Source organism: Halococcus sediminicola, from assembly GCF_000755245.1.
Lineage (GTDB): Archaea > Halobacteriota > Halobacteria > Halobacteriales > Halococcaceae > Halococcus > Halococcus sediminicola.
In genome coordinates this window covers 200,725-227,253 of record NZ_BBMP01000026.1, presented here as the reverse complement: position 1 = coordinate 227,253, position 26,529 = coordinate 200,725, and the positions used below count along the sequence as shown (strand labels likewise).

Genomic DNA, 26,529 nt, shown 5'->3' with positions numbered 1-26,529 from the left:
CTGCGGTGCGGCCGCTGGGGCGGTAGCAGTCGCGGTTCCTCGGCGGATGAAGGGCGAGCGAACGAGCGGAGCGAGTGAGCGAGGGCTTCGGCGGTGCTTTGCGGAGAGTGTTGTATCCGCACGAACGAAGTGAGCGCGGTTCACCGCGAGTGAGTCGAAGACGAACGAGCGGAAGTTTTTCATGAACCTTTTTGCGAGGGGTTGAACGAGCGAAGCGAGTGATTCCCCGAAGTAAAAAGGTTCAGTAGAACTCGCGGACGAGGTCGGTCGCGTCCTCGGGTGCGCCGTCCGGAATGTCGGCCATGTTCTCGGTGAGACCGTGGCGCTCGTTGTAGGGAACGGAGTCCTCGTCCTGGTAGAGGACGCCCTGATACTCGGTCTCGTCGTCGGTAATCATCTCGCGGGCGGCGTCGCGGTCGGTCGGGTCGTGGTCCTCGTCCTCGACGTCGACGATAGTGTCGCGGAAGTAGTCGTAGGTGTCAACATCGTTGAACGTCACGCAGGGACTGTAGACGTTGACGAAGCCGAAGCCGTCGTGTTCGACCGCCTGCTGGACGATCTCCTCGTGGCGCTGGGCGTCCGAGGAAAAGGACTGGGCGATGAAGGTGCCGTCGGCCGCGAGCGCGAGCGCGAGCGGGTTGACGGGAGCCTGCTTCGGGCCGTCCGGCGAGGTCGCCGTCTCAAAGTCCTCGCGGGAAGTCGGCGAGAACTGACCCTTGGTGAGACCGTAGATCCGGTTGTCCATCACGACGTAGGTCATGTCCATGTTGCGCCGCACGGCGTGGACGAAGTGGCCCGCGCCGATGGAGTAGCCGTCGCCGTCGCCACCCGAGACCATCACTTCGAGGTTGGGGTTGGCGCTCTTGACCCCAATGCCGACGGGGAGCGCGCGGCCGTGGACGCCGTGGAGCGCGTAGCTGTGCATGTACGTGCCGATCTTGCCCGAACAGCCGATGCCCGCCACCACGAACGTGTTGTCGGGGTCGTTGCCCGTGTTGGCGAGCGCTTTCATCATACCGTTCATGGTGCCGAAGTCGCCGCAGCCGGGACACCATGTGGGTTGCTTGTCCGACTTGAAGTCGGTGAATCGAATCTCTGAACTCATGTGGGGACCTCCTGTGGCGTGTCGAGTTCTTCGGTGATCCGCTCGGCCAGTTCGTCGGCCTTGAACCGCACGCCGTTGTACTTGTTTACCCGTTTCAGTCGTGTAAGGCTGTCGTGTTCGATCACGTCCGCGAACTGGCCAGTCGCATTGCACTCGACGACGATGACCTCCTCGGCTGCCTCGATCTCCTCAGTCAGATCGGGCCGCGGGAACAGATACGGCACCGAGATGAATCGCACTGAGACGTCCGCCTCGTCAAGGAAATCCATCGCCTCGCGCATCGCGCCCTCGTTCGACCCCCACGAGAGCACGAGCGTCTCCGAATCGCTATCCCCGAACTCGCGGTAGTCCCAGTCTTCCTCGCTCTTCGCGGTGTCGACCTTCTGGTTTCGCTTGTCGACCTGCTCGATGCGCACCTCCTGCTCTTCGGTTCGCCGGCCGAGTTCGTCGTGTTCGAGTCCGGTCGTCATGTGTGCGCCGCCCGACGTCCCGGGCAGCGTGCGCGGGCTGATGCCGTCCGCGGCGGGGAAGTGCGGCTGGAACTGGTCCTTGTCGTTCAACCACGTGTCGATGTCGCTCTCGCCGACGAGTTTGCCACGGTCGATCTCCACGCTATCCATGTCGAACTCCTCGGGCGAGAACGTCTGTTCGGTGACCGCGAGCGCGAGGTCGGCGACCAGATACACAGGGGTTTGATACTTCTCGGCGAGGTTGAACGCCTCGATGGTCTTGTGGAAACACTCCGAGATCGAGGTCGGTGCGACGACCAGTCGCGGAATCTCGCCGTGACCGCCGAACAGCGTCATGTTGAGGTCACCCTGTTCTTGCTTGGTCGGCATCCCGGTCGACGGGCCCGAGCGCATCACGTCACAGATCACGAGCGGTGTCTCGCTCGTCGCCACCAACCCGAAGGTCTCGGCCATCAGGTCGATGCCCGGTCCCGAGGTGGCGGTCATCGCCCGCGCGCCGGCCCGTGCCGCGCCGAGCGCCATATTGATGGCCGAAAGCTCGTCCTCGGCCTGCATCACGTGGCCGCCGTACCGTTCGAGTCGTCCCTTGAGATACTCCATCACGTCCGTCGCAGGGGTAATGGGGTAGCCCGAGTAGAACCGGCAGCCGGCAGCGATCGCGCCCATACCGATGGCCTCGTCGCCGTTGAGGAGGACGTAATCGTTGTCGGTGGTCTCGATGTCGTAGCCGAAGTCCTCGCGGTCGTACTCCTCTTGGACGTACTCCTCGCCGAGGCGAGCGGCTTGCTGGTTGTTCTCGATGATGGACTGGCCCTTGTCGCCGAAGCGCTTTTCGAGCGCCTCGTCCAGGTTCTCGATGGGGAAGTTCGCCGCCTCGCAGGCCGCGCCGAGTGCGACGATGTTCTGCATGATGGCCCCGCCGGCGTCCTGTGCGAGCCGTTTCAAGGGGACGGGCATGTCGATCATCCCCTCGGGCGCTTCGAAGTCCTCCATCATCGTGCGCTCGCCGTCGTAGATGATGACCGATCCCTCGTGGAGTTCGTCCATGTTCTCCTCGACCGTGCGCTGTGTCAGCGCGATGAGGACGTCGAGCCTGTCGACGACCGACTCGACGCGCTCGGTCGAGCTGCGGACTTTGTAGGCGGTGTAGCCGCCGCGGATGCGCGAGGCGAAATCCTTCGAGGTGAAGACCTGTCGACCCGCCCGCGAGAGCGCTTGGGCGAAGATCTTCCCCGTCGAATTGATGCCGTCGCCGGCCTCGCCGCCGATGGCCCAGTTCAAATCGTCTGGCATGTGCTAGCCGCGCTACTCGGCGTGCGAACGAAAAGGCTTCGGAACCGTGACCGAAGTCCATATGTCCGAAACGGGTCGAGAAATCGCATGGACCCAACGGAAACGCCGGTCGAGTCCGTCCACAGCGTCGGCCCGGACGCCATCGCGCTCGACATCCACACCCCCGCAGGATTCGACGCCCGTCCCGGTCAGTTCGTCAAACTCTCGCTCGCCGTCGATGGCGAGCGCGTCTCGCGCTTCTACACCCTCTCCTCGCCCGGCGTCAAGGATACCTTCGAGATAACCGTCGGCATCGATCCCGACGGCGACGTCGGCCCACGACTCGCCGCGCTCGAACCGGGTGCCACGGTGACGGTGGCCGGTCCCTTCGGCAACGCCTACTACGAGGACGAACCTCGTACTACCGTGCTCGCCGGCGGGCCGGGCGTCGGTCCCGCGATCGGCATCGCCGAGCGCACGCTGGCCGACGGCGGCGAGAGCGCCATCGTCTACCGCGACGACGACCCCATCCACGACGAACGCCTCGCAGCTCTCGACGAGGCAGGGGTGGCCGTTACGGTCCTCGACGAGCAGGAGTCAATGACCGACGCGGTCGAGAACGCACTCGCCGGCACACCCGACGAGCAGGTGTTCGTCTACGGCTTCGCCGACTTCCTCGACGTCGCCACCGACGCGCTCCAAGCCGCCGGCGGCGACCCCGACCGCGCGAAGGTCGAGAACTTCGGCTAAAGAACCTTTTTACCTCGGGGAATCGCGCTCGCTCACTTCGTTCGCTCACGCTCAACCCCTCGCAAAAATGTTCCTCAAAAACCCCCGCTCGCTCCCTTCGGTCACTCACGGTGAACCGCGCTCGCTCCGCTCGCGCGGACGCTGCTTGCCGCCGTGCAGCACCGCAGAAGCCCTCGCTCACTCGCGCCGCTCGTTCGCTCGCCCTTCATCCACCGAGGAACCGCACCGCTGCCGCGCGGTCGCCACACCTCACTCGCCGAGTTCGTCGTGTAGATACGCTGCGATCTCGTCGATGCCGTCGTGTGTGCGGTCGACGATGCCCTCCATGTTGAGGAAACCGTGAATCATCGACTCGTAGTTGGTGTGCTCGACTGCGATGCCGGCTTCCCGGAGACGGTCAGCGTAGGCGACCCCCTCGTCGCGCAGCGGGTCGAACCCACAGGTCATGACGAACGCCGGCGGTAGCTCGGACAGGTCGCGCGCCGCGAGCGGGAAGGCCAGCGGGTTGTGCGCGTCGAGTTCGTTCTCAATGTACTGGGAGACGAACCACAGCAGGTCCTCGGCAGTGAGGAAGTAGCCCGACGCGTTCTCCGCACGCGACTCCATCGGCTCCAGATACGCCGTCGCCGGGTACAGCAGGATCTGCCGGTCGATGTCGGGCATGCCGCGCTCGCGGGCCAGCAGCGAGACCGTCGCCGCGAGGTTGCCGCCCGCGCTGTCGCCGGCGACCGCCAATCGACTGCCGTCGCCGGAAAACCGCTCGGCGTTGCTTGCGAGCCAGTTCGTCGCCGTGTAGACGTCTTCGAGCGCCGCCGGCCACGGGTGCTCGGGCGCGAGCCGGTAGTCAACCGACACCACGAGACACCCGGACCGACGCGCCAACAGCCGACAGAGGTTGTCGTACCCCTCCAGACTGCCGAGGACGAACCCGCCGCCGTGGAAAAACGCGACAGTTGGAAACGGTCCCTCGCCATCGGGCACGTACGCCCGTGCCGGCAGGTCGTGGTCCTCGGCCGGAATGGTAGTATCCGAAACTGCACCGACCTCCACTGGGTCGTCGCCCGCGAGATCCATCATCGTATCGAGTTGCTGTCGTGATCCGGTCACGTCGCCCGACAGCGAGATGTCGTAGTCGTTCAGCAGATCGAGCAGCATCTGTACCTGCGGGTCGAGATCGCCCCTCACGCCGACTCACCGTGTTCGACGCCCTCGACCAGCCGTTTCGTGCTCCCTTCCGCGTCGACCGACTGCGGATGGACGCCGACGGCGACCACTGCATCACCGGCATTCTGCGCGACGGCGACGTGGACGAAGACCGGTGTGGTCGTCTCACCCGATCGATTGGTCGTCGCGTAGGTCACGAGTTCCGTCCGCTGGCCGGCCATCGTCACGTTCTGCCTGTTCTCGACTACGAGCGCGCTCGTGTTGTTCACCTCGCCGAGCATTCGTCCGACGTCGCGGCGCTCGGAGCGCTTTGCGAACGGGTTCACCGGCCCATCATCGGTATCGGGACTCGGCGTGCTGAAGACGACGAACCGTCCCGACTCCCCGTTTCGCGCGTACGTCTCGATGTGGTTTTTCACACCCACCTCGCGGTCCTCGCCCTCGATGCCGACGGTCTCGTTGAGCGCGATGGTGGCGCTCTCGTCGACGGCGTACCCAGTCGCATCGAGTGCGCCCTCGTCGACCGAGGCGGGATTCGCCTCGGCGGTGAGTGACCCACCAGGGATCGTACACCCGCTCACCACGACGAGAGCGGCGAGCGCGAGCGCGACGTGAAAACGGCTCATAGATGGAAAAAGCAAGCGGGGGTTAAGATGGTTGCCCACCGTATTCCCGGTGTACTATACCGTCACTGCCTCCGGACGAATCCGGCTGAGGTATTCATACGATTTCTGATGGATGGTCCGATTCCAACACTCATTGTTGCGCTTCGAAACACTGCTCGTCGCTCGTCATCGAGTTCGAGACGACGAGGAAACGTGAATCGATTCTGTCGATTCCGACCGTTCAAGTGGCGTTAGCCCCTGGTATCGGTATGAGCACCACCCCTCCCGGACCGAAGGGTTTGCCGGTGGTCGGCAACTCCTATCACTACGCACAGGACCCGCTGCGATTCATGACGGCGGTCCGGGACGCCTACGGTGACATCGCCCAGTTCACGCTCGGTCCCGAGCAGACGTACATGGTGACGAATCCCGAGGACATCGAGCGGGTGCTCGTGAGCGACGAAGGGACCTACAGCAAACCGCAGTTCCAGGAGGACACGCTCGGCGCGCTGCTCGGTGATGGATTGCTGCTCAGCGACGGCGAGACGTGGAAGCGACAGCGCCAGCGGATGCAGCCAGCGTTTCTCAGGAGCCGGCTTGACGACTGTGCGGACCTGATGGCCGACTATGCCGCGGAGATGGCCGGGCGATGGAACGCGGGCGAGACCATCGAGGTCGACATCGAGATGGCGAAAGTCACCCTCAAGATCATCACCAGCGCGATGATGGGCGTCGAACTCGACGACCACACCGTCGAGCGCGTCCAGGAGAGTCTGCAACCTGTTGGCGATCAGTTCAGCCCGACGATCCGCGGCTTCCTGATGCCCGAGTGGGTCCCGACGCGCGAGCAGCGCGACTACCGGCAGTCGATAGCCGTCCTCGAAGACGTCCTGCAAGACGTGCTCCGCGACCGACAGGGACCGCAGGCCGGCGGCCCGGACATGCTCTCACTGTTGTTCGACGCCCAGTCCGGGACGAGCGAGGTCGGCCGCAAGCAGATCCGTGACGAGATGATGACGATGTTGCTGGCGGGCCACGACACGACGGCACTCACGCTGACGTACACCTGGCATCTCCTCGCGCGCCACCCCGAGATCGAGGCGCGACTCCACGACGAACTCGACGACGTGCTGGGCGGCGAACCGCCGACGGCCGAAAGCGTCAGGGAACTCGACTACACCGACCGCGTGCTCAACGAGGCGATGCGGCTCTACCCGCCGGTCTACACCCTCTTTCGAACCGCGAAACAACCAGTTACTCTCGGCGGCTATCGACTGCCGGAGGGGTCGTTGCTCATGCTCCCCCAGTGGGCCGTCCACCGCGACCCACGGTGGTACGACGACCCCGACACCTTCGACCCCGACCGCTGGAAACCAGCCCGCCGGAACGAGCGCCCGAGCTATGCCTATTTCCCGTTCGGGGCCGGTCCACGGTCGTGCATCGGCAAACAGCTCTCGCTGCTCGAAGCGAAGTTCATCATCGCCACCGTCGCCCAGGACTACCATCTGGATCTCGAATCGAGCGCCTCGTTCGACTTCCTGCCGACGCTGACGCTCCACCCCGCCGATCCCGTCGAGATGTCGGTCCGCGAGCGCTGAGCGCTACGAGAGATATTACACGTCAGTCGTCGGCGGTCGCCGCACCGATCTCGATCTCGCCGGCGTCGAGTTCACGTTCGACCTCGCGAGCGGCTTCGACCATGTTTTCCATCTTGCCGTAGGCCACGTCCCGCGGGAGGAGTTTGACGCCGCAGTCGGGACTCACCGTCAGCCGTTCGGGCGGAACGATTTCGAGACCCTTCTGGATGTTCGCCTTGATCTCGGCGACCGATTCGACCTCGGCGACGTGGACGTCCGTAACACCGAGCGCGAGGTCGAGGTCGAATCCCGGCTCCTTGAACACGTCCAACTGCTCGAAGTCGCCGTTGGCGAGTTCGACGTCGAACTCGTCGATCGGGAACTCCAGAATCTCGGGGTAGATCCGCGAGTAATCGCCGTAGCAGACGTGCAGGCCGATCCGTACCTCCTCGGGGAGCCCAGTCACAATGCGATCGAGCGCCTCGCCGACGATGGCGTGGTCGTCGGGCGTCGTGGCGAGGGCGGGCTCGTCGATCTGGATGTAGCGCGCGCCAGCGTCGACCAGTTTCCGGATCTCCTCGTTAACGAGGTCGGCGAGCGCGAGCGCGAGGTCACGGTCGTCGTCGTAGGCTTCGTTGAAACTCCAGCTGGCGAGCGTGTACGGGCCCGTGATCGGGACTTTCACCGGGCGATCGGCCACGCCGTCGGTGAACTCGAACTCCGAGACGAGCCACGAGTCGTCGTACTCGACATCGCTCACGACCGAGGGTTTGTCGAAGTAGTTGTGGCCCCAGACCTTGACTGGTCCATTAAATTCGTAGCCTTCGATGCGCTCGGCGAAGAACTCGACCATTTCATTCCTTCTCATCTCGCCGTCGACGACGGCGTCGAGACCCGCGCGCTCGTGCTCGTGGGTGATGAGGCGGGCGGCGTCGTCGGTCGCCTCCTCCCACTCGCCATCGTCGAACTCACCCTCGGGATCGTCGTGGAGTTCGCGCACGCGATCGAGCCACTTCGGTTTCGGGTAGCTCCCCACGACGGTGGTAAGGATGAAGTGCTCGTTCGGGTGGTCGGCCGGCCGGAACTGTTCGCGGCTCATCGGGCCACCTCCGCGGCGCGGGCAGCGCCTGCAGCCAGCGCTTCGAGCTTCTCGACACAGCGACTCACCGGCAGGTAGAACAGTTCCGTGTTGGTGGTGACGTACATGGTTTCGAACTCCGCACCGGGCGTCTGCTCGTCGACCCACGCGACGCGCTCGGCGATCTTTGCGGGCTCTTCGACCAGCGTGTTCTGGCCGTCGGCCAGCCCGAGCGCGATCCCCTCCTTCGTTCCGTACTCGTTGATGTTATACAAATTGTCCTCGTGATTCGTGACGAAGTCGTAGCCCACGGCATCGATGTCCGCGTCGAGCAGGTGGGCGTGGACCTTCTCGGTGAGCGCGCCCCAGTAGGTCTGGACCACAACGTCGGCGTCGGTCGCGTCGGCCACGCGGTCGATGGCTTCGCTCGCGCGTTCGTCCTCGCCGTCGCCGGGCGGGCTCGTCACGAGCGACGGTTCGAGGACGAAGACGGTCTCGACGTCCGCAAACGCTCGCACCTCGCCCGCCAGGAAGTTCGCGATGGCATCGAGGAACTCCCCACTATCGCCGTAGAACTCGTTGGTCGCGAGCTCCGAGAGCGTGTACGGACCGGGAACGACAGCCTGCGTCGGCGCGTCGGGACCGATCTCGTCGAGCGCGTCGAGATCGTCGGCGAGGTCGCCGTCGAAGGTGAGTTCGCCAGTGACGACCGGCTCCCTGTAAAAATTGTTGTTGTCGTAGTAACGCACGATGCCGCGCGTCTCGACGGCGTCGTGGACGCAGAGCGGGTGGGCGAGCATGTCGTCCCACCGGAGCTGGCCCTCGACTATTCTGTCGAGACCGGCGGTCGCCTGCCAGTCGGCGACGGACGCCCGCGCCTCACCGTAGACGTCCGTAATCTCGGTCCCCTCGCTCCCGTCGACGAGGTCCTCCTTCTGGTGGCCCTTCAGGCTCCCCAACCGGTCCTTCGCCCAGTCGGGCAGCGGAAACACGCCGGGCGTCGTCGCGACGAATTCCGTCATACGAGGGATGAGGAATGACGGCGCTTAATATTTGCTACTCGCGATTATGCACTCCAGTAATCACTCGCGATCGAGACGGAGGATCGAGAGCGTCTCGAACGGGAACGAGTCCTCGGCGACGGTCGCCGCGACGAAGCCGGCCTCGTTCGCCAGATCGACGACGGTGTCGAAATCACTCAGGCTGCTCACGAGCATGAGTACTCGACCGCTCGGCGCGATCACGCGCCCGACGCCGGCGAGGAACGGCTCGATCACCGCGCGCCCGCTCTCGCCACCCGCGAGCGCCACCTCCATCCAGTCGCCCACCGCTTCGTCGGGCGTGGTCGGCAGATACGGCGGGTTGAACGTCACGAGGTCGAACACGCCGTCTCCGAAGGGGTCGGTGAGGTTTCCCTGCACGACCCGGATACCGCTCTCGCGGGCCTGCCGGCAGGCGTGTGGGTTCGGGTCGACGCCGTAGACCGTCGCACCGGTCTCGGCCATCGCGGTCGCGACGTAGCCCGATCCAGTCCCGACGTCGAGCGCGCGGTCGGCGGGGGCGACCTCGTCGCGGGCGGCCGTCGCCAACAGGTGCGAGTCCTCGGCGGGCTGATAGACCTTCTCGCGCTCGCGGCGCTCGTCAAGCCCCACGCTACTCGCCCCCGTCGGTCGCGGGGCTGAGGCTGCCGCGCTCTGCGTGCGGGCCGACCTCGCCGACCTCCTCGCGGGCGGCGAGCACGCGCTGCGGGTAGGCGATGGAGATACTCTCGCGATCGAACGCCGCTTTCAGGGCCTGGATGAGGGCGGTCTTGGCCTCCCAGACGCGCCGCGAACTCGGGTCGTCGACCCAAAAGCGCGCTTCGAGGACGATGCACGAATCGTCGAATTCCTTCAGGACGGCCTGTGGCGACGGCACCGAGCGCGGTTCGTCCATCTCCCCCATCGTCTCCTCGACGAGCGCCGTCACCTCGTCGAGGTCGGTCGCGTAATCGATGCCGATCTCGGTGTCAACCCGCAGGCGGTTGTTCTCCGAGAGATTGACGAGCGGCTCGCTCGTTATCTGGTCGTTCGGGATCAGCACGTGCTCGTCGTTGAACGTCCGGATCTCCGTGTTGACGATGGTGACGTCCCTGACGATGCCCTCGTACTCGTCGACGGCGATCCAATCGCCGACGTGGAACGGCCGCGAGAAGAGGAGCACGAACCCGGCCGTCACCGAGCCGATGGTTTCGCGTGCGGCCAGTCCGACGACCGCCCCGAGGACGCCCGCACCGACGAACAGCCGGCTGAGTTGAATCCCCCAGACCGCGAGCGAGACGAACACCGCCACCCCCGCCACGCCGACGTCGGCGACGTGGTAGGCGACCTCGCTCTGGTGGTCGGTGATCGCGCCGTGCTCTTCGGCCAACCGGTCGATCGAGCGGTTGATGAGACGGATCAGCAGGTAGGCGATGACGATCACCGCACCGATGAGCAACAGTCGAGCGCCGGTCCAACGGTTCACCGTGAGCGCGTCGACGACCAGCCCGACGGCCGGCACGACCCGCCAGACCACGGTGAGCCAGAGCACGGTGACGACGACCCAGACGGCGACGGCACCGGCCTGCAGCGCCTCCGTGAGTCGGGTGCTGTACCGTCGTTTGAGCGGTCTGCCGGCGCGGTCGACGAACACGACGACCCCACCGAGGGCGACCAGCGCGGCGACGCTGCCGAGCAACTGCCCCCCGATCGAGGAGAGGTGGTCCATCTGTAAGCGTCTGAGGAACTCGGGCAGTATCATCCGTCACCGCTCCCGCCGTTGGGATTCGTCGCTGCCCTCGCCGCCCGTCTCGTGGGTCGGCGAGTGGGGCGAATCGACCGAGCGGACCATCCGGTTGCGGCCTCAGGCGCGCTTGAACTGCTCGCCGCCACACTTCGGACAGAGCTGTTTTCGGTCGTCGAACTCGGCGTGGCAGTCGATACACCGGTACGTTCTCTCGTCGGCGGTCCCCGCTTCGGCGGCGTCCGCGCCGAACGCTTCCCGGAGACCTTCGATGAGCGCCATGACTGCTCGTACGGACCTGAAACCTTTCGACCCGTTGCTTGTGTGTGCCGTGTTCGATAAATCAACACAAACCGCGAGGCGTCCGTGCTGCGTGCCAGTGTCGTCCGCGAACCCATCACTCGCCCCGAGGGACGCCACCGTGTTCAAGTGCCAGTTCCGTGAGCGCGGCGAATCCCTCGGGAGCGAGTTCGCCCGCCCGCTTGCCGAGCAGCGCCTCGTCGGCCGCTTCGACGACCGCCTCGGGCCGCTCGATGCCCGTGATGTGTGTCGTGTTCCGGATCGCGTTGCGCAGCGTCTTGCGTCGCTGGGTGAACACACCCCTGACGAGCGCGAGAAACGCCTCTTCAGGCACGGTGTACGCGGGGTCACGCGGCGTGGCCCGCACGACCGCACTCTCGACGGCCGGCGGCGGCGCAAACGCCGCCGGAGGAACGGTCTCGACGATCTCACAGTCGGCGTAGTGACCCGTCGTCACCGACAGCCGACCGTACTCGGAAGTGTCGGGGGCGGCGACCATCCGCTCGGCGAACTCCTTTTGTACTGTGGCGACCAGCGGCCGCTTTCGAGGCAGCAACCGGAACAGGATCTCGCTCGATATTCCATAGGGGAGATTCGATACCGAGACCGAGAACTCCGGGAGGTCGACCGCGAGCGCGTCGCCCTCGATGATGTCCAGCCGTCCCGCTTCGATGGCGTCGGCGAACTCCTCGCGGAGGAAGTCGGCGAGTCGGCTGTCGCGCTCGACGGCCGTCACACGCTCGGCACGACCGAGCAGACGGTCGGTCAGCGCGCCGGTGCCGGCCCCGATTTCGAGGACGTGACTCGTGTCGAATTCGGTTCCATAGGTCGGCAGGCGGTCGAGCACGCGATCGTCGACGAGGAAGTGCTGGTCCTGTTGGGGGTCGCCGCGCACGCCCGCCCGCCCGAGCAGCGCGTCGGGGTCGCGCCTGTCGCTCATCGCTGCCCGCCCGCCGACCGTGCTCTCCGCGCTCTTTCGTTCATGGCGGCGGTAGCGACGCGGCCGACAAAACCCTACTTACTCCGCGTCGCGCCCGACGAAGATGCGGTATTTCAGGTCTTCGTCGCGTAGCTCCTCGCGGATACGCTCGATGAGGATCTCTTTGGGTCGATGGAGACCGGCGACGCGCTCTTCGAGGTCGTCGAAGCTCTCGAAGGGCTGTCGTTTGCGCTCGTCGAGGATGGAGTTCCGGAGTTTCTTCCCGATACCGGGGAGGAGGTTGAGCTGGTGGAGCCGGAGGGTGATGGGTTGGGCGTCGTTGTAGAAATCGACGAACCGCTGTTCGTCGCGGTCGATGGTGTCCTCGATGGCGTATTCGAGTTCCGAGCGGGCGGCGTTCGGCAGCGCGTCGAACTCGATCGTGTGCGTCGATTCGACGGTCGAGTCGTCGGGCTGGATGCGGTCGCTGAAACCGATGTCGGCGTCGTCGGCGAGCGTGAGTTCGGCGAGCCGGAAGTCGCTCTCGCCGAGGGTGAACGCGAGCGCCGATTTCTGCTGTGGCGGCCGGTCGTCGTCGGGCCGGCCGGTCGGCAACATATCGAGGACGACGGCGCGGTGCTCGCTGGCGTCGTCGCTTTCGACATCGCTCATAACACTCAGCTACGCCGAGGACGTACTTAAGTTCGTCCCGCTTACTCGTACTTGGCGACCACGTCGAGGACGGCGTCGAGTTCCTCGCCCGACAGGGAGTAGCGCTCCTGTGCGTAGATGGCGCGGAGTTCGTCGCGGTTCGCGGGCCGGAGGTTGGCGATCTTGTACGCCGTCGGTTCGTCGACTTTCTCCAACCCTTCGAGTTCGTCGACGAACTCCTGTGACTCTTCGACCGTGAGCTCGGCAAAGCGGTTGACGTGGTCGATGGCGCGGGCGAGTTCGTAGCGCATCTCGCGCTCCTCGTCGGCGGCGCGATCGGCCTCGATGTCGGCGAGCAGCGTCTTCGTCTCGGCGAGCGTCAGATACTCCTCGTCGAGTTTCTCCTTGAAGATCGTCATTCCTGCCGGCGGAGGTGGGCGGCGGTGACGATGATGATCTTGTCCTTGCCGCCGTCGGTGATCTGCACGCGGTAGGCACGGCCCTGTCGGTCGAGCACTTCGCCGGTGTGACCGTTGAATCGGGGGTGGAATCGTCCGTCTGGTACGCTCGGGTCGATACGGAGATGGACGCGCTCGCCGGCGTCGAAGTCCTCGATGGCACGCTGGGGCGGCGAGGTACCGCGCTCTCGCGGGTCGTTCGAGAGTTTGTTCCGGGTTTTCTTGAGTGGGCCCTTGGAGTTCGGCATATGCCCTGCGTTGCGGAGCGGCCCGTATAAAACGTGTGTTCCGAACCGCTCAGATGCGACCGACGTTCGCCACTTCGACGCTTTCGACGCGCTCGACGCTGCCGAAGGCCTCCTCGACCGATTCGGTCCCGCCCGCGTCGTCCGGGACGATGACCGTCGGTAGGAGTGCGACCAGCCCGAAGGCCACGTCGTCGCGCTCGAAGCCGTTGATCTTCGCCCCTTCGGGCAGCGAGTCTTCGAGTTCTTCCTGGAGGTCGTCGAGGTCGACCTCTGGGCTCTCGGGCATCACCTTGAGCTTCGCGGCGACCTTTCCCATCGTTACGGCCCCGTAAAGCCGCAGTCGGGACACTCGTAGAGGTTGCTCTGCTTGCGGCACTTCGCACAGCGGTAGATCCGCTGTCCACACTCCGGACAGGAGAACGCGGCGGCGTTGGTTCCGGAGATGTCGATGCCACAGGAGACGCAGGTTCGTGACTGCGTCGACGCGGAGTCGCTCTCGCTCATACCGCCACCTGTGTACCCGTGGGTTAAATCCTGTCGAAAGCCGCTCGCAACGCGACGACAGACGGAGCCACGATAAAGCGACCGTCACGCGCGTCGGGCCGTCAGCCCATCGGGAGGCGGAAAACGACCGAAATGGAGAGCCCGAACACGAGCAGATACAAAAGCGCCACGAGCACGTTTCGTTTCACCGCTCGTGGCTTCATGCCCGGCATCAGTAGGAACAGCCAACGAACGTATCTCCAGACGGTTCTCTTTCGAAACATGGTGAGATCGGTCGCGTCGCACGATACGGTATCCGCCGTCCCACGGCGGCATAGGTATTCGCTCGAAGGGGCGGGTTCAATCACGAATTACGCCCCGTTACTCGACGAGCGGCCGTTTCGAACGGGTGGATAGACGGACGTACCGTCGTCTGGGTATAAGTCACTCGAAACGCACTCTCGTGTATGAAGGTCGCGTATGTCCTCTCACAGAACAAAGGCGGATTGCCCCACTACGCCGCCGAACTCGCAAACGCCGTCGCCGAGCGCGCGGAGGTGGTCGTGTTCAAACCGGCCGAGACGAGCGCCGACGAGGTGTTCTCCGAGCGCGTCGAGACGGTCGACGCCTTCGACAGTATGAACATCTCCATCCCCGACATGTACAACCTCGATTTCGACGTCCGGAACAACCTTCGGGGGTTGCTCTCCTATCGAAACCTGAAGCGCCTCCAAGAGTTCGATCCGGACGTAGTCCACGACCCCACCGATTTCTTCCCCCAGGTCAAGTTCTTCACCAAGCGCTACGGGCTCGACGAGCGCTACCCGTTCGTCGTGACCTACCACGAGGTGCCGCCCTCGATTACGACACTATCGAGTCCGCTCTCGGCGTTCGAGGAGCTGTTGAACACGCTGATCCCCGACGCCGCGACCGATCACGTCATCGTTCACAGCGACCAACAGCGCGCGGCGTTCGCAAAACGCCTCGGTGAATCGACGGCCATTGAGGTCATCCCGCACGCGACCTACGAGTTCTTCACCGATTACGACTACGAGCAGCGGCCCGAAGAGGCCCACACGCTGCTCTTTTTCGGCAACATCTTCCCCGGCAAAGGTCTCGACGTGCTGGCCGAGGCGGTGCGACTGGCGAGCGACGAACTCCCGAACCTGACACTCGTCATCGCCGGCGACGGGCCGCTTTCGAGCGAGACCGAGCGGCTCATCGACACCGCCGACGAGGGGCGTTTCGAGGTCCACAACTACTTCGTCCCGAACGAGCGCGTCGGCGAACTCTTCTCGCGGGCGGCGCTGGTCGCGCTGCCGTACCGCAGCACCCACGGCGACGGCACCAAGGGCCACAGCGGCGCACTCTCGACAGCGCACTCGTTCGGCAAGCCGGTGGTGGCGACCCGAACCGGCGACTTCCCCGCGCAAGTCGAGGCGACGGGTGCCGGGGTGGTCGTCCCCGAGGAGGACCCGGCGGCGCTCGCGGAGGCCATCGTCGCGCTGCTCACCGACGACGAGCGCCGGGCCGCGATGGCCGAAGAGAGCCGGCGACAGGGCGAACGGCTCTCGTGGGCGACGATCGCCGAACGACATATGGCGGTCTACGAGGACGCAATCGCCTCCTTTCACGGGCGCGAGCGGGTGATCGAGACGCCCACCGTCGAGTAGTGTTACACCCGTTTGGAGGCGTCGGGCGACAACCGGTCATTGACTCGATGAGGGAAATCGAACGACCCAATAACGAATACCGGAACCGACCAATCGTGACTGGCTGGCGAGACGGGACGGCTGCCGGCGACGGCTAAAACCTTTGAACATGGGACACACCAGCGATGATGAACCATCCACGACACTGTCGGTCCGACGACGGGCGTTCTTAGCGATGGTTAGCGCGAGCGCCACTGCCGCCTGTTCGTCGTCGAATCGACAGCCTTCGGAGCAGCTGACACCCGGCGGGCCGAGCCATCGTGCTCGGAGCGCTGATAGCGACAGAAACGACCAAACAATGCCACTAGAAACCGTCTATCGGATAACGAAGAACTACCACGTCGGACCGAAACGAGAGCGTCCGCCGGCGAACGAGGCGGAGGGCTCGATCTGGGAGGTGACAGATGCGAGCGGGGATGGCACGGTTCGGCGGACGCTCTCGGATGGCGAACGATGGATTTCCCTGAACGTCGAAACCGCTTCGGCTGATTCCGGACAGGCAAACGAGCACTATCTCACGCCCGACGATGGTTTCGGGGCCATCCAGGACGCCATCGATCGGACGGGTGGCGACGCTGTGATTCGGTTGGCACCGGGAACGTACGTCGGCAGCGAACTGACGCTGACCGACGGTATTCTCCTTGAAGGAGCCGGCCGCCATGCGACCACGCTACGACTCGAAGATGGGGCGAACACCGATTTGGTACGGACGCCCGACGCCCCCAGCCAAAACGTCCAGGAGTGTACACTCCGAAACATCACGTTCGAGGGAAACAGGGCGAACAACGACGCAGGCAACGTCGTCTACGGAGCGTTCTGGAACGGCCGGTTTATCGACTGCGAGTTCAGCACCGCCCCCGAGCACGGCTTCTGGCTCGCCGGATCCGACGGCAGCACCGACGACAACTACTTTCGCGGCTGTCGTTTCGTCCACAACGCGGGGGCCGGTCTCCGCGGCGGAGCCAACAAGGAGACGTACCGCGCCGTCGGCGTGGTCCGCATCGACACCAACTGGTTCGGCAACAACGACGGCCCGGGGATAATCGCCCGCGGAAACTCCTGGAAGATCGGTTACTCGAAGTTCTACGGCAATGGGTCCACAAGTGGGGCGACCATCGAACTCGATCGATGCAGCTATTCGAGCGTTACCGGCTGTGACATGTACTCTGAAAGCGAGTCGGGATCGCTCGTCACCGTACTGGCGTACAAGGAGGCCGATAGCGTCGGCAATCGGATAACGAACAACGACCTGAGGGGAAGTTACGGAACGGCAGTGCTGTGTGAGGCTGAGGAGGACGATGTCGTCGCGTTGCAGGTGTGCGACAACGTGTTGCAAAGCGAGGGGGATGCCGTCGATGGGATCGCCGCGAACATCGAAGATGGTGGGGCGTTCGTCAACTGCTCAGTCACGAACAACACGTTTGTAGGGTCGTTCGCCGGTTCGAAACTCGCGCTCCTCGACGGATGGTCCACGAGAGGAAACATCGGCGCGGGCAATTCCTGAGTATCAATCACTTCATCTTCGGATAATTTGATGATTACATATAGTTAGCAGCGAAATCCTACGCTATCGGCGGTTGAACGTCCCAATAGTAGAGTAAGGCGGCGCGTATGAGGAGACATGCAAACGGATTCCACCGGTCTGCACCGACGATTCGTGCCGACGAGCAGAGAGCGACGCCGAGCTGTGGCCGCTATCGCCGAGGCGAACGATCAATGACCCCTTCGTTGAGCGAGATGAGGGAACTTACCGAGCGGGCGGGTGTCCCCGCAGTGGCGAAAGTCGCCGTCGCTCGCGCCGGGTTGCGCGCGAATCAGCGATACACCGGATGGCGAGGGCGACGTGGGACGCCGTTGGTCGAGCGCGACTGGGACAACTGTCTCATCCTCGATGCATGTCGATACGACATGTGCGTAGAGTCCGACCGGCTCGACGACGCCCAGCTCTCGGCCGTTCGGTCGCTCGGCAGCAGTAGTGCCGAATTCATCCGCCACAACTTCGCCGGCCGCCAACTCCACGACACCGTTTACGTCACCGCGAACCCGCACGTCGCCGCACTCGCCGCGGATACGTTTCACGACGTTTGGCATCTCTACGACAGCTGCTGGGACGAGGACGCCGCCACGGTCACGCCGGCGGTCGTTGCCGACGAAACCCGTAAGGCGGCCGAGGAGTTTCCGAACAAGCGTCTCCTCGTTCATTTCATGCAGCCGCACTACCCGTTTCTCGGGGCGACCGGAGAGACGATCGAAGAGAAAGGTATCCTTCAGGGACACACCAACGCTGAGACGAACGGTCTCGCAAAGTACGCCATCTGGACACAGTTACAATTCGGCATTGCGGATGTATCGATCGACGAGCTGTGGCGGGCGTATCGGGAGAATTTCGACATCGTGCTGGACGAGGCGCTGCCACTCGCGGAGTCACTACCGGGGAAGTCGGTTCTCACGTCGGACCACGGGAACATCATCACGGAGCGGATGCGTCCCATTCCAACCCGGTGGTACGGCCATCCCCCTCGTGTCAACGCATCCGTCCTCACGACCGTACCGTGGTACGAAGTCCGCGGAGAAGGGGAGCGGAAAGTCATCGAATCCGAACCGCCCCAGCAAGCGAGCGAGACGGACGAACAGATGCTCGAAAAGCGGCTTGCCGACCTCGGGTATGTCACCTGAGTCGGAACGAACGAAAACGATTCGTGGACACTGAGTTCGACACGGTTCTGGAACACAACTTCTGGCTCGCTTGCCCGCTCCGGTGGTCAGTGCGACGACCGCAGCGCGTCGGTCCCTGACTGTACACTTCGGAACGACTGCACAGTCACGGCGACGCCGATTGCAGCGGTGTCGAGTACGACAGGCAGAAACCAACTCCGAATACAGAACTGGAAATCGCGTACTGACCTACAAATAGCCCAAGTCGGCCAACCGCCGTTGGGTCGCCGCATCAACGGTTTGTTGTCGCTCGTTTTCACGGGCGGATCGTTTGTACCCACCTATCTCCTGATCGAAGAATTCGGCGGCCCACGCCGGCACGCCGTCAGCCTCGTCGCCAGTCACCTGCCAGCATGGTCTGTCCGCGTCGAGATCGTACGCTGAGACATGACCGACGGAGTCCCAGACGACCTTCCGTGACCCGTCGTAGACACAGCGCTGCATCCGATCCCACCACTCCCGGTCACTCGGTGGTTCCGGTCCGCCGCTCATTCCGACGAGTTCCGCGGCAACTCGCTCCGTGCATACGTCCGGAGAGCGATTACGTGCCAGTCCCCCTATCAGCTCCGGGAGTCGGCAATGCGAGACGTATCCCGACTCGATCGCTGCGTACCCGCCAGGTGGATTGATGATCTCTAGCGGAACGTGAAGCAAGGATTCGGAGAGGCTGCTCTTGTGACCGAGGAGATGGTCTTCGTGGGCAAAGACGAGGTTCTCGCCGTGGTCGGCCGTAATGATGACCGTCGTTTCCCGATCGGTTCGTTGCTGGATGGTCGTTACCAACTCCGCAACGATACGGTCGAGGTAGTCCACGTTTGCCACATACAACTCCCGGAGTAATCGAACGTGTTCGGTATAGGCCCCAGGCTGGTTCACGACATCCCAGTAATCATTTGCAGAGTGAACCCACGACAACGGTGCCGAGTGTAGCGACCGGTCCAGCCCACGGAAATGGCTGTACGGTTCGTGAGCCTCCATGAGATTCATGAACATAAATGTTGGGCGGTCCGTGTCCGCGATCAGTTTCGTGGCTGCTCTGCTTGCGGCCTGTGCTCCATCGTCCATCGGGTCGGGAACGCGCCGTCCCATCGAGAACTGCTTAGCCTGTGCCATCACGCCATTGACCAAGCTCTTCGTCGGTTTCTCGTGGCCGAGTGCTGCAGCCAGATAGTCCAAATAAAGAGAGAGATCCGTCGAATCCGCGTTGTGGATGAACTCCGTCGCGTTCAGTCCCTCGGTGAAATACTGATACCGAGGGACGTTGACGAACGTATCGAAGAATCTATCAAAATTGTGCGACGGACCGGCGTATACGTTTGCGCTGATGCCGACCGTCTGATACTCCGCGGGCAACTGTTCGAACAGCGTTTGCTCGCGGTCGATGGTCGAGAAGTCACGGTTGTGGGTGTGGACGCCATGTTGGTGGGGGAGTTGTCCCGTAATCATGCTCGCGTGGCTCGGCACGCTCCACGAACTCGCCGCCCGGCACTGGTCGAAGGACACCTCGGAGAGTGCTTTCAGTCGACTGGCATGCTTCTCGAAGTAATCTTTCCGTACTGCATCGAGACAGACGAGAACGACGTTTCTATGCATCACTACGTCCATACTGAGAGAACGTTATTGGATATTCACTGGTTCCTTATAAACGCATGATCGTAGAAGTGGCCGATGCCGGGGACTTCGTCCCGGTTTTCTCGGCAATCGTGTCGTCGAGGACGATGTAGCCATCCCGTGACCAGCGCGTTCACCGTCTTTCTGGAGTTTCTCTTGTCGTTCGCGGTTGAACTGCTCTTCGTCTCAGACGTACTCGACGAGGAATCCGTTGAGGGTGCGTTTGCTTTCGGCCGGAAGAACTTCGCGTGCGGTGCCCGCTACGGTCTTGGTGCTGGCCGCAACAAGACCGGTAACATAGGTTTTTGCTCGATAGCGCTGCTCTGGCCACAGTGGCTCGAACTCGTCGAAGACGTGCGTGCACGACAGGAAGCCCGTGATCGGCATCATCCGTCTTCGTCGTCACCAACGTTACGCACGCACATCAACGTGCAAAACCGATCTAACCACGCAATAGACTATTGTGAGTGTATTGAACTACGTACGCGAATGAGTTCCACACTACAAGAACGCACTCCGCTGTCGGCGGTCGCGGCGAGTGATACCGTCGAGAACGTGCTCGTCTTTGTCGCCGACTCGATGCGCTACGATTCGCTTCCCGAGAAGATTCGAAAGCGCGGGGTAACGGCGAAGGCGATCGCACCGAGCACCTGCTCGCACAGTTCGTTTCCTGCGATCGTTTCGGGAAGGTATCCCGGCACACATCAATTGTGGCGCGAAACGGATCGACTCCCCTCGAAACCCGAATTGCTGTGCGAGGAGGATGACATTAGTGTCGGGTTCGATACGAAGACCCAGTACATCGAATACGACGAGAAGCCACCGCTGCAGTGGATCCATCTCGACGAGGAGTCGTGGCTTGGAGACCTCGAACCGCCGTTCGTCCACGTCGTCTTCGACATCGGTGCGCACGCACCATATGGATTCCCGAACGGAGTCTACGAGACACGAAAGGAGTTCTTCGCGGACTATCCCGGAAAAGACACTCTCCACGAGCGGTACCGCGCTGACTGTGCCAGTTCCGCCGACCGGTTTCTTTCGCTTGTCGACGACCTCGACGAGCGTGGGCTGTTAGAGCGGACGCTCGTGATGTTCAGTGCGGACCATGGGGAGCATCTCGGCGAAATCGAAAGCGGCGGACGGTTCGGCCATCTGTACCCTCTCGCTCCCAAAGTTGTGGACGTCCCGGCAGTGTTTCTCGGTGCTGGTCTCCCGGAAAACGTGGAGTATCCGGGGTCCGTCTCCGGGACCGACATTGCCCCGACGGCGCTCGCCGCACAGGGACGATCCGTTCCCAGCGCCATCGAAGGCATGGATCTCTGGAACGAGACACCGGCGCGTGGCCGCAGAGTTCGCTCGGAGGTATGGGGCCATCTTAATCTCGCCGTGCGGGGAAAGACAGGCTCGGCCGACGCGTACGCGGCGGCGTCCATCTGGGACTCGAAGGGTGGAATCGTCTTTCACCGACGGTCACCGATTCAGCGGGCAGCCTACGTGTTTCCATGCGAATTCCTCGGGCAATCGTCGGCGGCCACCCGAAAGAACTGGACGCTACAAAAACAAGCGAGATTCTTTCGGAGTTACTTCTCACCGACGGTGACGTACGGACGGCCGATGTTCACTCCGGCCGATGTGTCGGAAAGTCTTCCCGATACGTTCGAAGAGCAACGGGGTCGATTTTCCGAACCCAACGCCGTCGATTACTCGATAACCTTCGAAAATGCGAGGCATGTGTTGAAAGACATACGCACCGATTTGGTCGGCTAAGTGACACAGGCTCGATCAGTCCCGTTTTCGTCCTCTCCCATCCCGTACTCGTCTCGGTGGCCGGACTGGGGCGGTCGTCTACGCCGTGTTCGTTCCGGCATTGATCGGGTGGATACGGATCAGAGCAGTAGGAGTGTTCGTCTCCAGTGTGACGTTCTCTGTTCGAGTCCGAGTTCGAGCGGTGCGATTGCGGTCACGGCGGGACGTGGTAGATCGACGCGTTGTCGCTGCTATAGACCTTATTCGCCCTAGCAAGTGTTTCCCGGTAGAACGGCGTCTGCCGCGCGTCGATATAATTGTAGTCAATGTCGTCATCGGGTCGCTCGACCGGCTTTTCGCTCAGATAGACGTACGTGGAGTCGTCCAGGGCCGTTTTTCCCAACCAGACCCGCTCTATGTGTTCAGTTTCGAGGACTTCCTGTAACAGGAGCCCGTCGCGGCTATTGACGTTTTGCTTCGTGTTGTAGACGGCGACTTCCGGCTCGCCGGGACCGTCGTGTGTCGTCACCCACCGAGTAGCCGTCACCTCGCTATCGCTATATACCGGCCACCCGGCGCTCTCGTTCAGATTGATGCTGTACGGCGGTACCTCCTCACCGGCGAGGGCAAACGCGGTCCCCGAACTGAACACGAAGAGGACAGCGAGAAACACGGCGAAGAGACTCCTGATCGGGACGGCATCGATGCGCGCTCGGAAAGCTGGCGAGAACCGTCTAGCGGACCACGAGCCGACCGAAAGAGAAGTCGTTAGACCGACGACCGTGAACGGCGACAGCACGAACAGTACGATCAGGAGTATCCTGTCGAAACCCATACTGAACGTCATCAGAACCGAGGAGACGAGAAAGGCGAACGCGCCGATCGAGAGCAAGGCGAATTCGCCCGATTGAGGCGTCTCGCGGTCCGCATACAGCGAGTAGACGGCTCGCAGGATGCCGATACCGATAAGCCCGATGAGTATCACGTGCAGGAACTGGTAGATCACCCAGAGCACCGAGTCGAACTCCATCGTCGCATAGCCTGCGCCGCTTCGCCCTGACGCGGATTGAGTCAGCAGCTGTTCGACCGTACTGACGCCCGTATTGAGGACGCGATAGAAGTTCACACCCGAAGCCGTGAGCCAATACCAGAACAGCCAGAACATCCCGACAAACCCTACGAACGCCGGTCTGGTGAGTCTGGCCGTGGGAACCTTGCCCGACGGCAGCGCCCGGAGGGCGTATCGGCCAGCGAGAGCGAACAACAGAAATCCGATGAACAGCAGGCTCGTGGCGTAATGGGACAACACCATACCGACGGCGAACCCACCGGCGAGAACCCACGTTTTGGTGGTCGGGCGTTCGTCATCAAGGAGCACGGCGAACACCAGAGTCACAAACAGTCCCGCGATGATCTGCTTGTCGGGCATGGTCTTGAAGAAGCCGTAGTAGAACACGAGGACGAACGGCGCGAGCACGGCGACCGAGCGATCGGCGAACTGCCGCCGTGCGAAATACCAGATGGCGACCGGCAGTAGCGAGGCCAGCAGCGGATAGACAGCCTTGTAGACCCATGCGAGTTCCTGACCGGTGAGCATTGAGAACATGCTCGCCAGCAGCGTGATCGACAGCAGCGAGTTGGTCGCATCCATCCGGACCGGGTCCCAGTACCCGTTCCGAAGAATGGTGTCGGCGGTGTGGTACTCGTAGTGGATGTCCCACCCCCAGATATGCCCGGAGACCAGCGTCATCCCTAACAGCACCGACACTGCCACCGACCAGATGGCGTAAGGATAGAGCATGGGCGAACCACGCCACCAGAGGAGAAAGAGGGGAACCAACGATAGCGCCGTCGTCAGCGCGATGACCGGGCTTTCGTAGCCGATGGCGTTCACGTAGTCGGTCGCCACTACCGAATAGGCGGGGAGAAGAGTGAACAGACCGACGAATACCCAGTCGCTTGCCGATAGCGAGAGCCGCCGGAGTGGCGATCGACTGCGAGCGCCGTACCGACCGTATCGGACGACGACCAGCCCCATGACGAGCAGCGAGACGGCCGCCGTTAGCGTTCGCGCCGAGAGCGGTCGATCGACGCCGAGTACCGGCAGGGCGAAGTTGACCACGAGAGCCGTCGCGATCACGACAGGCACGCTGAGTCCGACAGAGTAGAGAGCGATCCGGCCGAGTGAGTCGTCGTCGAATCCCAACGATGAAACGAGCAGATAGCCGGGAAGGATGGTCAAGAGGACGACCCCCGCAACCGTCCGGACAACGGCAATGTCGAGCACGTCGGCGCCGAAGACGACAGCGAGCAGGTAGCAAGCGACGGCGAGAACCGCTACCGGCTCCGCTCGTTCTACCCCCACCATGGGAGCGGACGAGCTTTTCGAAACCATCCATGCTGCCAGCGTCGAGCGACGGTCATCAGGATCCATATAGTTAGGTCGTTCTCCGCGTTCTGATACGATAATTAATGTGTCGTTAGCGCCTGATTCATCACTCGCAGCGGGCCGTCGGTCATTCCGAAACCACGTCCACCCACAGGTGGACCTCGTGGTCGGCCGTCCGCATCGAGGGGTCGGCCGGAGCTGGGCCTTTGTAAAGCAAAAACGCCAGCCGAAGGCGTGGTCCGGTCAGCGAGGGCGCGAGCGCGAGGCGCTGCTGGCGGGTCTCGTTTGCCTCGACACGTGCGGTGAACCGACGAAGTTCGCGCTCGGCACTGATGACCGTGGTGTCGTTCGTCCGAGCGACACGCTGGAGTTCGACCACGACGGTGTAGTTCATCGCCCGGTGTTCGTGGTTGCCGATGGCGACCACGAGCGGTGTCTCCTCACCCTGGACCATCCTCGTTGGGTAGTCGTCGCCGACGGCCACCCCGGTCTCGTTCTCGGTCAGCAACGACAGTTCAGTGAACGAATCGCCGCGATCCGAGGCGGCGACCACCCACCCGACGCTCCCCGCAGCGAGGATGAGACTGGCCGCGAGCACGACGTACAGCAGGGTATCAGCGCGACCCTCGGTGTCGGTCGATTCCCGTCCACGACGGAGTGTATCGGTAAGCTTGCCCATTGAACAGCCATATCACGAGAGCGGTATTGGCTATTCGTTGGTTGTTTATAACCCCCTCCCCCGACCCCACCTCCCCAATCGACGGCCGAGTCAGTCAACAGCAGTGCCCGCTCGCCAGTGCACGCGATTGCGCCAACGAGTGTCGCCGTGCCGACCGGTTGAACGGCTCAATAGTTGAGTGGCAAAGGGGAGTGGAGAGAGTATGGAAACAAGCGAGAGGCAGTCATCACCCGCATCCGACAGCGGCGAGATAGCAAAAAAATTCGCCGATTTCGGCTCTCTCGCCTCCACCGGATGAACGGCTCGAAACTCCTCCAGTCCTCGCTCGGGACGTTCGCCACGCGGATCGGGATGTCCATCGCGATCTTTCTTGGTGTATTCTATCTCGCAGCGGCGACGGGACCGGCAGTCCTCGGGATCTATTCGCTGTTCGTCGCGGTCGTTCGGGTTCTCGATTTCCTGACGAACGTCGGCGTCAACGAGGCGACCCAGAAGCGGATCAGCGAGGGAACCGACCGGGACGAGTTCTTCACCGCCGGACTCCTCGTCCGGCTGTCGCTGTTCGTCCCCCTCGGTCTCGTCGTCGTCGGTTTCCAGGAGCCGATCACGTCGTACGTCGGTCACGGGATGGCGGTACCGTTCCTGCTCGTTGGCTCGCTGGCGTATCTCCTGCGACAGGCGCTCGAATCGGGCCTCATCGGCGAGAAAAAGGTCGCTCGGGCCGGCGTGCTTCCGCTCGTCCACGCCGTCGGCCAACTCGTCATGTGGGTCGTCCTCGTCTCACTCGACTACGGGCTGATCGGCGTCCTCGCCGGTTACGTTATCGGTCAACTGCTGGCCGTTGGGGCGGGACTGCTGCTGTTCACACTACGACTCGAGCGACCATCAGTGGAACACTTTCGGAGCCTCTATCACTTCGCCAAGTACAGTTGGGTCGGGACGGTGACGACCGAGGCGTGGGTCTGGACGGACACGCTCGTGCTCGGCGTGTTCGTCATACAGTCACTCATCGGCGTGTACGAACTTGGATGGCGCATCACTGGTATGCTCTTCTTGCTCTCGTCGGCGATCAGCCGGACGCTGTTCGCCACCATCAGCGACCTCGCGGCACAAGGCGACATCGACCGCGTCACCGACCTGCTCGAACGATCGCTCGTCTATACCGGGATTCTGGCGATACCGGGTCTCGTCGGCGGCATCATCCTCGCCGAGCCGTTGCTCGCGATGTTCGGCGAGGAGTACCGGGTCGGAGCCACGGTGGTCACCATCCTGATCCTCGCGCGGCTGCTGCACAGTTATGAAGTGGTCTTCGGAAAAGTCATCGACGCGCTCGACCGACCAGACCTCACCCTCCGGACGAATGCGGCGTTCGTCGTCGTGAACGTGGCGTTGAACGTCGTCGCCATCGCCACGGTGGGTTGGGTCGGTGCCGCTATCGCTACGTCCGTCGCGATGGTTCTCAAGACGGGACTGTCCTACCACTACATCAGATCGCTGATCAGTTTCTCCGTTCCGGTCCGGGAGATCTTGCTTGAAGGCGTCGCCGCGCTCGTCATGGGCGCGTGTCTGCTCGTGTTGCTCCCGGCGTCGACGGCCTCGCTACCCCTGCTCGAAACCGTCCTCCTCATGGCCGTCGGCGCGGTCGTCTACGCCGTCGCGCTGTTGGTGCTGGTCGATAGGGTTCGAGTTGCAACGGCGCGGGTGTTGTTCTGATACCATCGAACGAGCCGAGCGGTGATGCTGTCGATGCGTTGGCCGATAGGGTTGCCACTCCGAACGAAACGGTTGCAACCCGTCTATTCTGTAATTAGCTATATGATACCACGATCAATGC

25 protein-coding genes and 1 pseudogene are annotated in these 26,529 nt (G+C 63.0%); 7 read left to right on the top strand and 19 right to left on the bottom strand.

Going from position 1 to position 26,529, the window contains the following annotated elements:
- Positions 1 to 241: 241 nt before the first annotated feature.
- The gene (locus tag ACP97_RS17610; RefSeq protein WP_049999142.1) at positions 242 to 1,105 is read right to left on the bottom strand and encodes a 2-oxoacid:ferredoxin oxidoreductase subunit beta; all 864 of its coding nucleotides are present in this window, start codon (positions 1,103 to 1,105) and stop codon (positions 242 to 244) included.
- The gene (locus ACP97_RS17605; RefSeq protein ID WP_049999141.1) at positions 1,102 to 2,868 is read right to left on the bottom strand and encodes a 2-oxoacid:acceptor oxidoreductase subunit alpha; all 1,767 of its coding nucleotides are present in this window, start codon (positions 2,866 to 2,868) and stop codon (positions 1,102 to 1,104) included. The genes ACP97_RS17610 and ACP97_RS17605 overlap by 4 nt, the downstream gene beginning before the upstream one ends.
- Before the next feature lie 87 nt (positions 2,869 to 2,955).
- Between ACP97_RS17605 and ACP97_RS17600 the strand changes: the two genes are divergently transcribed.
- Entirely contained in the window at positions 2,956 to 3,597 is a 642-nt protein-coding gene (locus tag ACP97_RS17600) for an FAD-dependent oxidoreductase (protein WP_049999140.1), read from the top strand.
- Between the two features lie 249 nt (positions 3,598 to 3,846).
- Here the strand turns inward: ACP97_RS17600 and ACP97_RS17595 are convergent, their stop codons facing one another.
- On the bottom strand, positions 3,847 to 4,782 hold the full coding sequence (locus ACP97_RS17595) for an alpha/beta hydrolase (RefSeq protein ID WP_079977703.1): 936 nt from the start codon (positions 4,780 to 4,782) through the stop codon (positions 3,847 to 3,849).
- A complete protein-coding gene (locus ACP97_RS17590; protein WP_049999139.1) occupies positions 4,779 to 5,387 on the bottom strand; it encodes a DUF6517 family protein in 609 nt (202 codons plus the stop codon). Before ACP97_RS17590 ends, ACP97_RS17595 begins: the two co-directional genes overlap by 4 nt.
- Positions 5,388 to 5,635: 248 nt before the next feature.
- Between ACP97_RS17590 and ACP97_RS17585 the strand changes: the two genes are divergently transcribed.
- Positions 5,636 to 6,964, top strand: coding sequence for a cytochrome P450 (locus ACP97_RS17585; protein WP_079977701.1), 1,329 nt, complete (start codon positions 5,636 to 5,638; stop codon positions 6,962 to 6,964).
- 22 nt (positions 6,965 to 6,986) lie between these two features.
- Here the strand turns inward: ACP97_RS17585 and ACP97_RS17580 are convergent, their stop codons facing one another.
- The 11 genes from ACP97_RS17580 to ACP97_RS17530 form a co-directional block, all read right to left on the bottom strand.
- Positions 6,987 to 8,042: a methionine synthase gene (locus ACP97_RS17580; RefSeq protein ID WP_049999138.1), complete on the bottom strand. Its 1,056-nt coding sequence runs from the start codon at positions 8,040 to 8,042 to the stop codon at positions 6,987 to 6,989.
- Complete coding sequence (locus tag ACP97_RS17575; RefSeq protein ID WP_049999137.1) at positions 8,039 to 9,043, bottom strand: 5-methyltetrahydropteroyltriglutamate--homocysteine methyltransferase; 1,005 nt, start codon at positions 9,041 to 9,043, stop codon at positions 8,039 to 8,041. The genes ACP97_RS17580 and ACP97_RS17575 overlap by 4 nt, the downstream gene beginning before the upstream one ends.
- 60 nt (positions 9,044 to 9,103) lie before the next feature.
- Positions 9,104 to 9,673 carry a HemK2/MTQ2 family protein methyltransferase gene (locus ACP97_RS17570; protein WP_049999136.1) on the bottom strand — a complete coding sequence of 190 codons (570 nt, stop codon included), beginning with the start codon at positions 9,671 to 9,673 and terminating at the stop codon, positions 9,104 to 9,106.
- A 1-nt stretch (position 9,674) separates the two neighbouring features.
- Positions 9,675 to 10,802 carry a mechanosensitive ion channel family protein gene (locus tag ACP97_RS17565; protein ID WP_049999135.1) on the bottom strand — a complete coding sequence of 376 codons (1,128 nt, stop codon included), beginning with the start codon at positions 10,800 to 10,802 and terminating at the stop codon, positions 9,675 to 9,677.
- Positions 10,803 to 10,904: 102 nt separating this feature from the next.
- On the bottom strand, positions 10,905 to 11,066 hold the full coding sequence (locus ACP97_RS20585; protein ID WP_202593658.1) for a hypothetical protein: 162 nt from the start codon (positions 11,064 to 11,066) through the stop codon (positions 10,905 to 10,907).
- Positions 11,067 to 11,181: 115 nt separating this feature from the next.
- Complete coding sequence (locus ACP97_RS17555; protein WP_049999134.1) at positions 11,182 to 12,024, bottom strand: 16S ribosomal RNA methyltransferase A; 843 nt, start codon at positions 12,022 to 12,024, stop codon at positions 11,182 to 11,184.
- Between the two features lie 78 nt (positions 12,025 to 12,102).
- A complete protein-coding gene (locus ACP97_RS17550) occupies positions 12,103 to 12,675 on the bottom strand; it encodes a DUF655 domain-containing protein (RefSeq protein WP_049999133.1) in 573 nt (190 codons plus the stop codon).
- A gap of 41 nt (positions 12,676 to 12,716) precedes the next feature.
- Positions 12,717 to 13,073 (bottom strand): RNA polymerase Rpb4 family protein, encoded by a 357-nt coding sequence (locus tag ACP97_RS17545; protein ID WP_049999132.1) that lies wholly within the window; start codon positions 13,071 to 13,073, stop codon positions 12,717 to 12,719.
- Positions 13,070 to 13,360, bottom strand: coding sequence for a 50S ribosomal protein L21e (locus ACP97_RS17540; RefSeq protein ID WP_049999131.1), 291 nt, complete (start codon positions 13,358 to 13,360; stop codon positions 13,070 to 13,072). The genes ACP97_RS17545 and ACP97_RS17540 overlap by 4 nt, the downstream gene beginning before the upstream one ends.
- A gap of 49 nt (positions 13,361 to 13,409) precedes the next feature.
- Entirely contained in the window at positions 13,410 to 13,676 is a 267-nt protein-coding gene (locus ACP97_RS17535) for an elongation factor 1-beta (RefSeq protein WP_049999130.1), read from the bottom strand.
- Positions 13,677 to 13,678: 2 nt separating this feature from the next.
- Entirely contained in the window at positions 13,679 to 13,864 is a 186-nt protein-coding gene (locus tag ACP97_RS17530) for an HVO_2753 family zinc finger protein (RefSeq protein WP_049999129.1), read from the bottom strand.
- A 446-nt stretch (positions 13,865 to 14,310) separates the two neighbouring features.
- Here ACP97_RS17530 and ACP97_RS17525 point away from each other — a divergent pair, with 446 nt between their 5' ends.
- From ACP97_RS17525 to ACP97_RS17515, 3 genes are all read left to right on the top strand, one after another.
- A complete protein-coding gene (locus ACP97_RS17525; RefSeq protein WP_049999128.1) occupies positions 14,311 to 15,516 on the top strand; it encodes a glycosyltransferase family 4 protein in 1,206 nt (401 codons plus the stop codon).
- 337 nt (positions 15,517 to 15,853) lie between these two features.
- Complete coding sequence (locus ACP97_RS17520) at positions 15,854 to 17,059, top strand: right-handed parallel beta-helix repeat-containing protein (RefSeq protein ID WP_237561230.1); 1,206 nt, start codon at positions 15,854 to 15,856, stop codon at positions 17,057 to 17,059.
- 212 nt (positions 17,060 to 17,271) lie between these two features.
- Positions 17,272 to 18,231 carry a hypothetical protein gene (locus ACP97_RS17515; RefSeq protein WP_154020064.1) on the top strand — a complete coding sequence of 320 codons (960 nt, stop codon included), beginning with the start codon at positions 17,272 to 17,274 and terminating at the stop codon, positions 18,229 to 18,231.
- A 228-nt stretch (positions 18,232 to 18,459) separates the two neighbouring features.
- On the opposite strand, the gene ACP97_RS17510 is transcribed toward ACP97_RS17515, so the two are convergent.
- Both ACP97_RS17510 and ACP97_RS19395 read right to left on the bottom strand, forming a co-directional pair.
- Positions 18,460 to 19,863, bottom strand: coding sequence for a sulfatase-like hydrolase/transferase (locus tag ACP97_RS17510; RefSeq protein ID WP_079977712.1), 1,404 nt, complete (start codon positions 19,861 to 19,863; stop codon positions 18,460 to 18,462).
- Between the two features lie 53 nt (positions 19,864 to 19,916).
- A pseudogene (locus tag ACP97_RS19395) lies at positions 19,917 to 20,271 on the bottom strand (IS701 family transposase); the annotation flags it as partial.
- Positions 20,272 to 20,370: 99 nt separating this feature from the next.
- Here ACP97_RS19395 and ACP97_RS17500 point away from each other — a divergent pair.
- Positions 20,371 to 21,648: a sulfatase-like hydrolase/transferase gene (locus ACP97_RS17500; protein ID WP_049999123.1), complete on the top strand. Its 1,278-nt coding sequence runs from the start codon at positions 20,371 to 20,373 to the stop codon at positions 21,646 to 21,648.
- A 193-nt stretch (positions 21,649 to 21,841) separates the two neighbouring features.
- On the opposite strand, the gene ACP97_RS17495 is transcribed toward ACP97_RS17500, so the two are convergent.
- Together ACP97_RS17495 and ACP97_RS17490 are read right to left on the bottom strand one after the other, a co-directional pair.
- Positions 21,842 to 23,995 (bottom strand): DUF2206 domain-containing protein, encoded by a 2,154-nt coding sequence (locus tag ACP97_RS17495; protein WP_049999122.1) that lies wholly within the window; start codon positions 23,993 to 23,995, stop codon positions 21,842 to 21,844.
- Positions 23,996 to 24,143: 148 nt separating this feature from the next.
- Entirely contained in the window at positions 24,144 to 24,695 is a 552-nt protein-coding gene (locus ACP97_RS17490) for a DUF1616 domain-containing protein (RefSeq protein WP_049999121.1), read from the bottom strand.
- A gap of 294 nt (positions 24,696 to 24,989) precedes the next feature.
- Here ACP97_RS17490 and ACP97_RS17485 point away from each other — a divergent pair, with 294 nt between their 5' ends.
- A complete protein-coding gene (locus ACP97_RS17485) occupies positions 24,990 to 26,408 on the top strand; it encodes a lipopolysaccharide biosynthesis protein (RefSeq protein ID WP_049999120.1) in 1,419 nt (472 codons plus the stop codon).
- Positions 26,409 to 26,529: the final 121 nt, after the last annotated feature.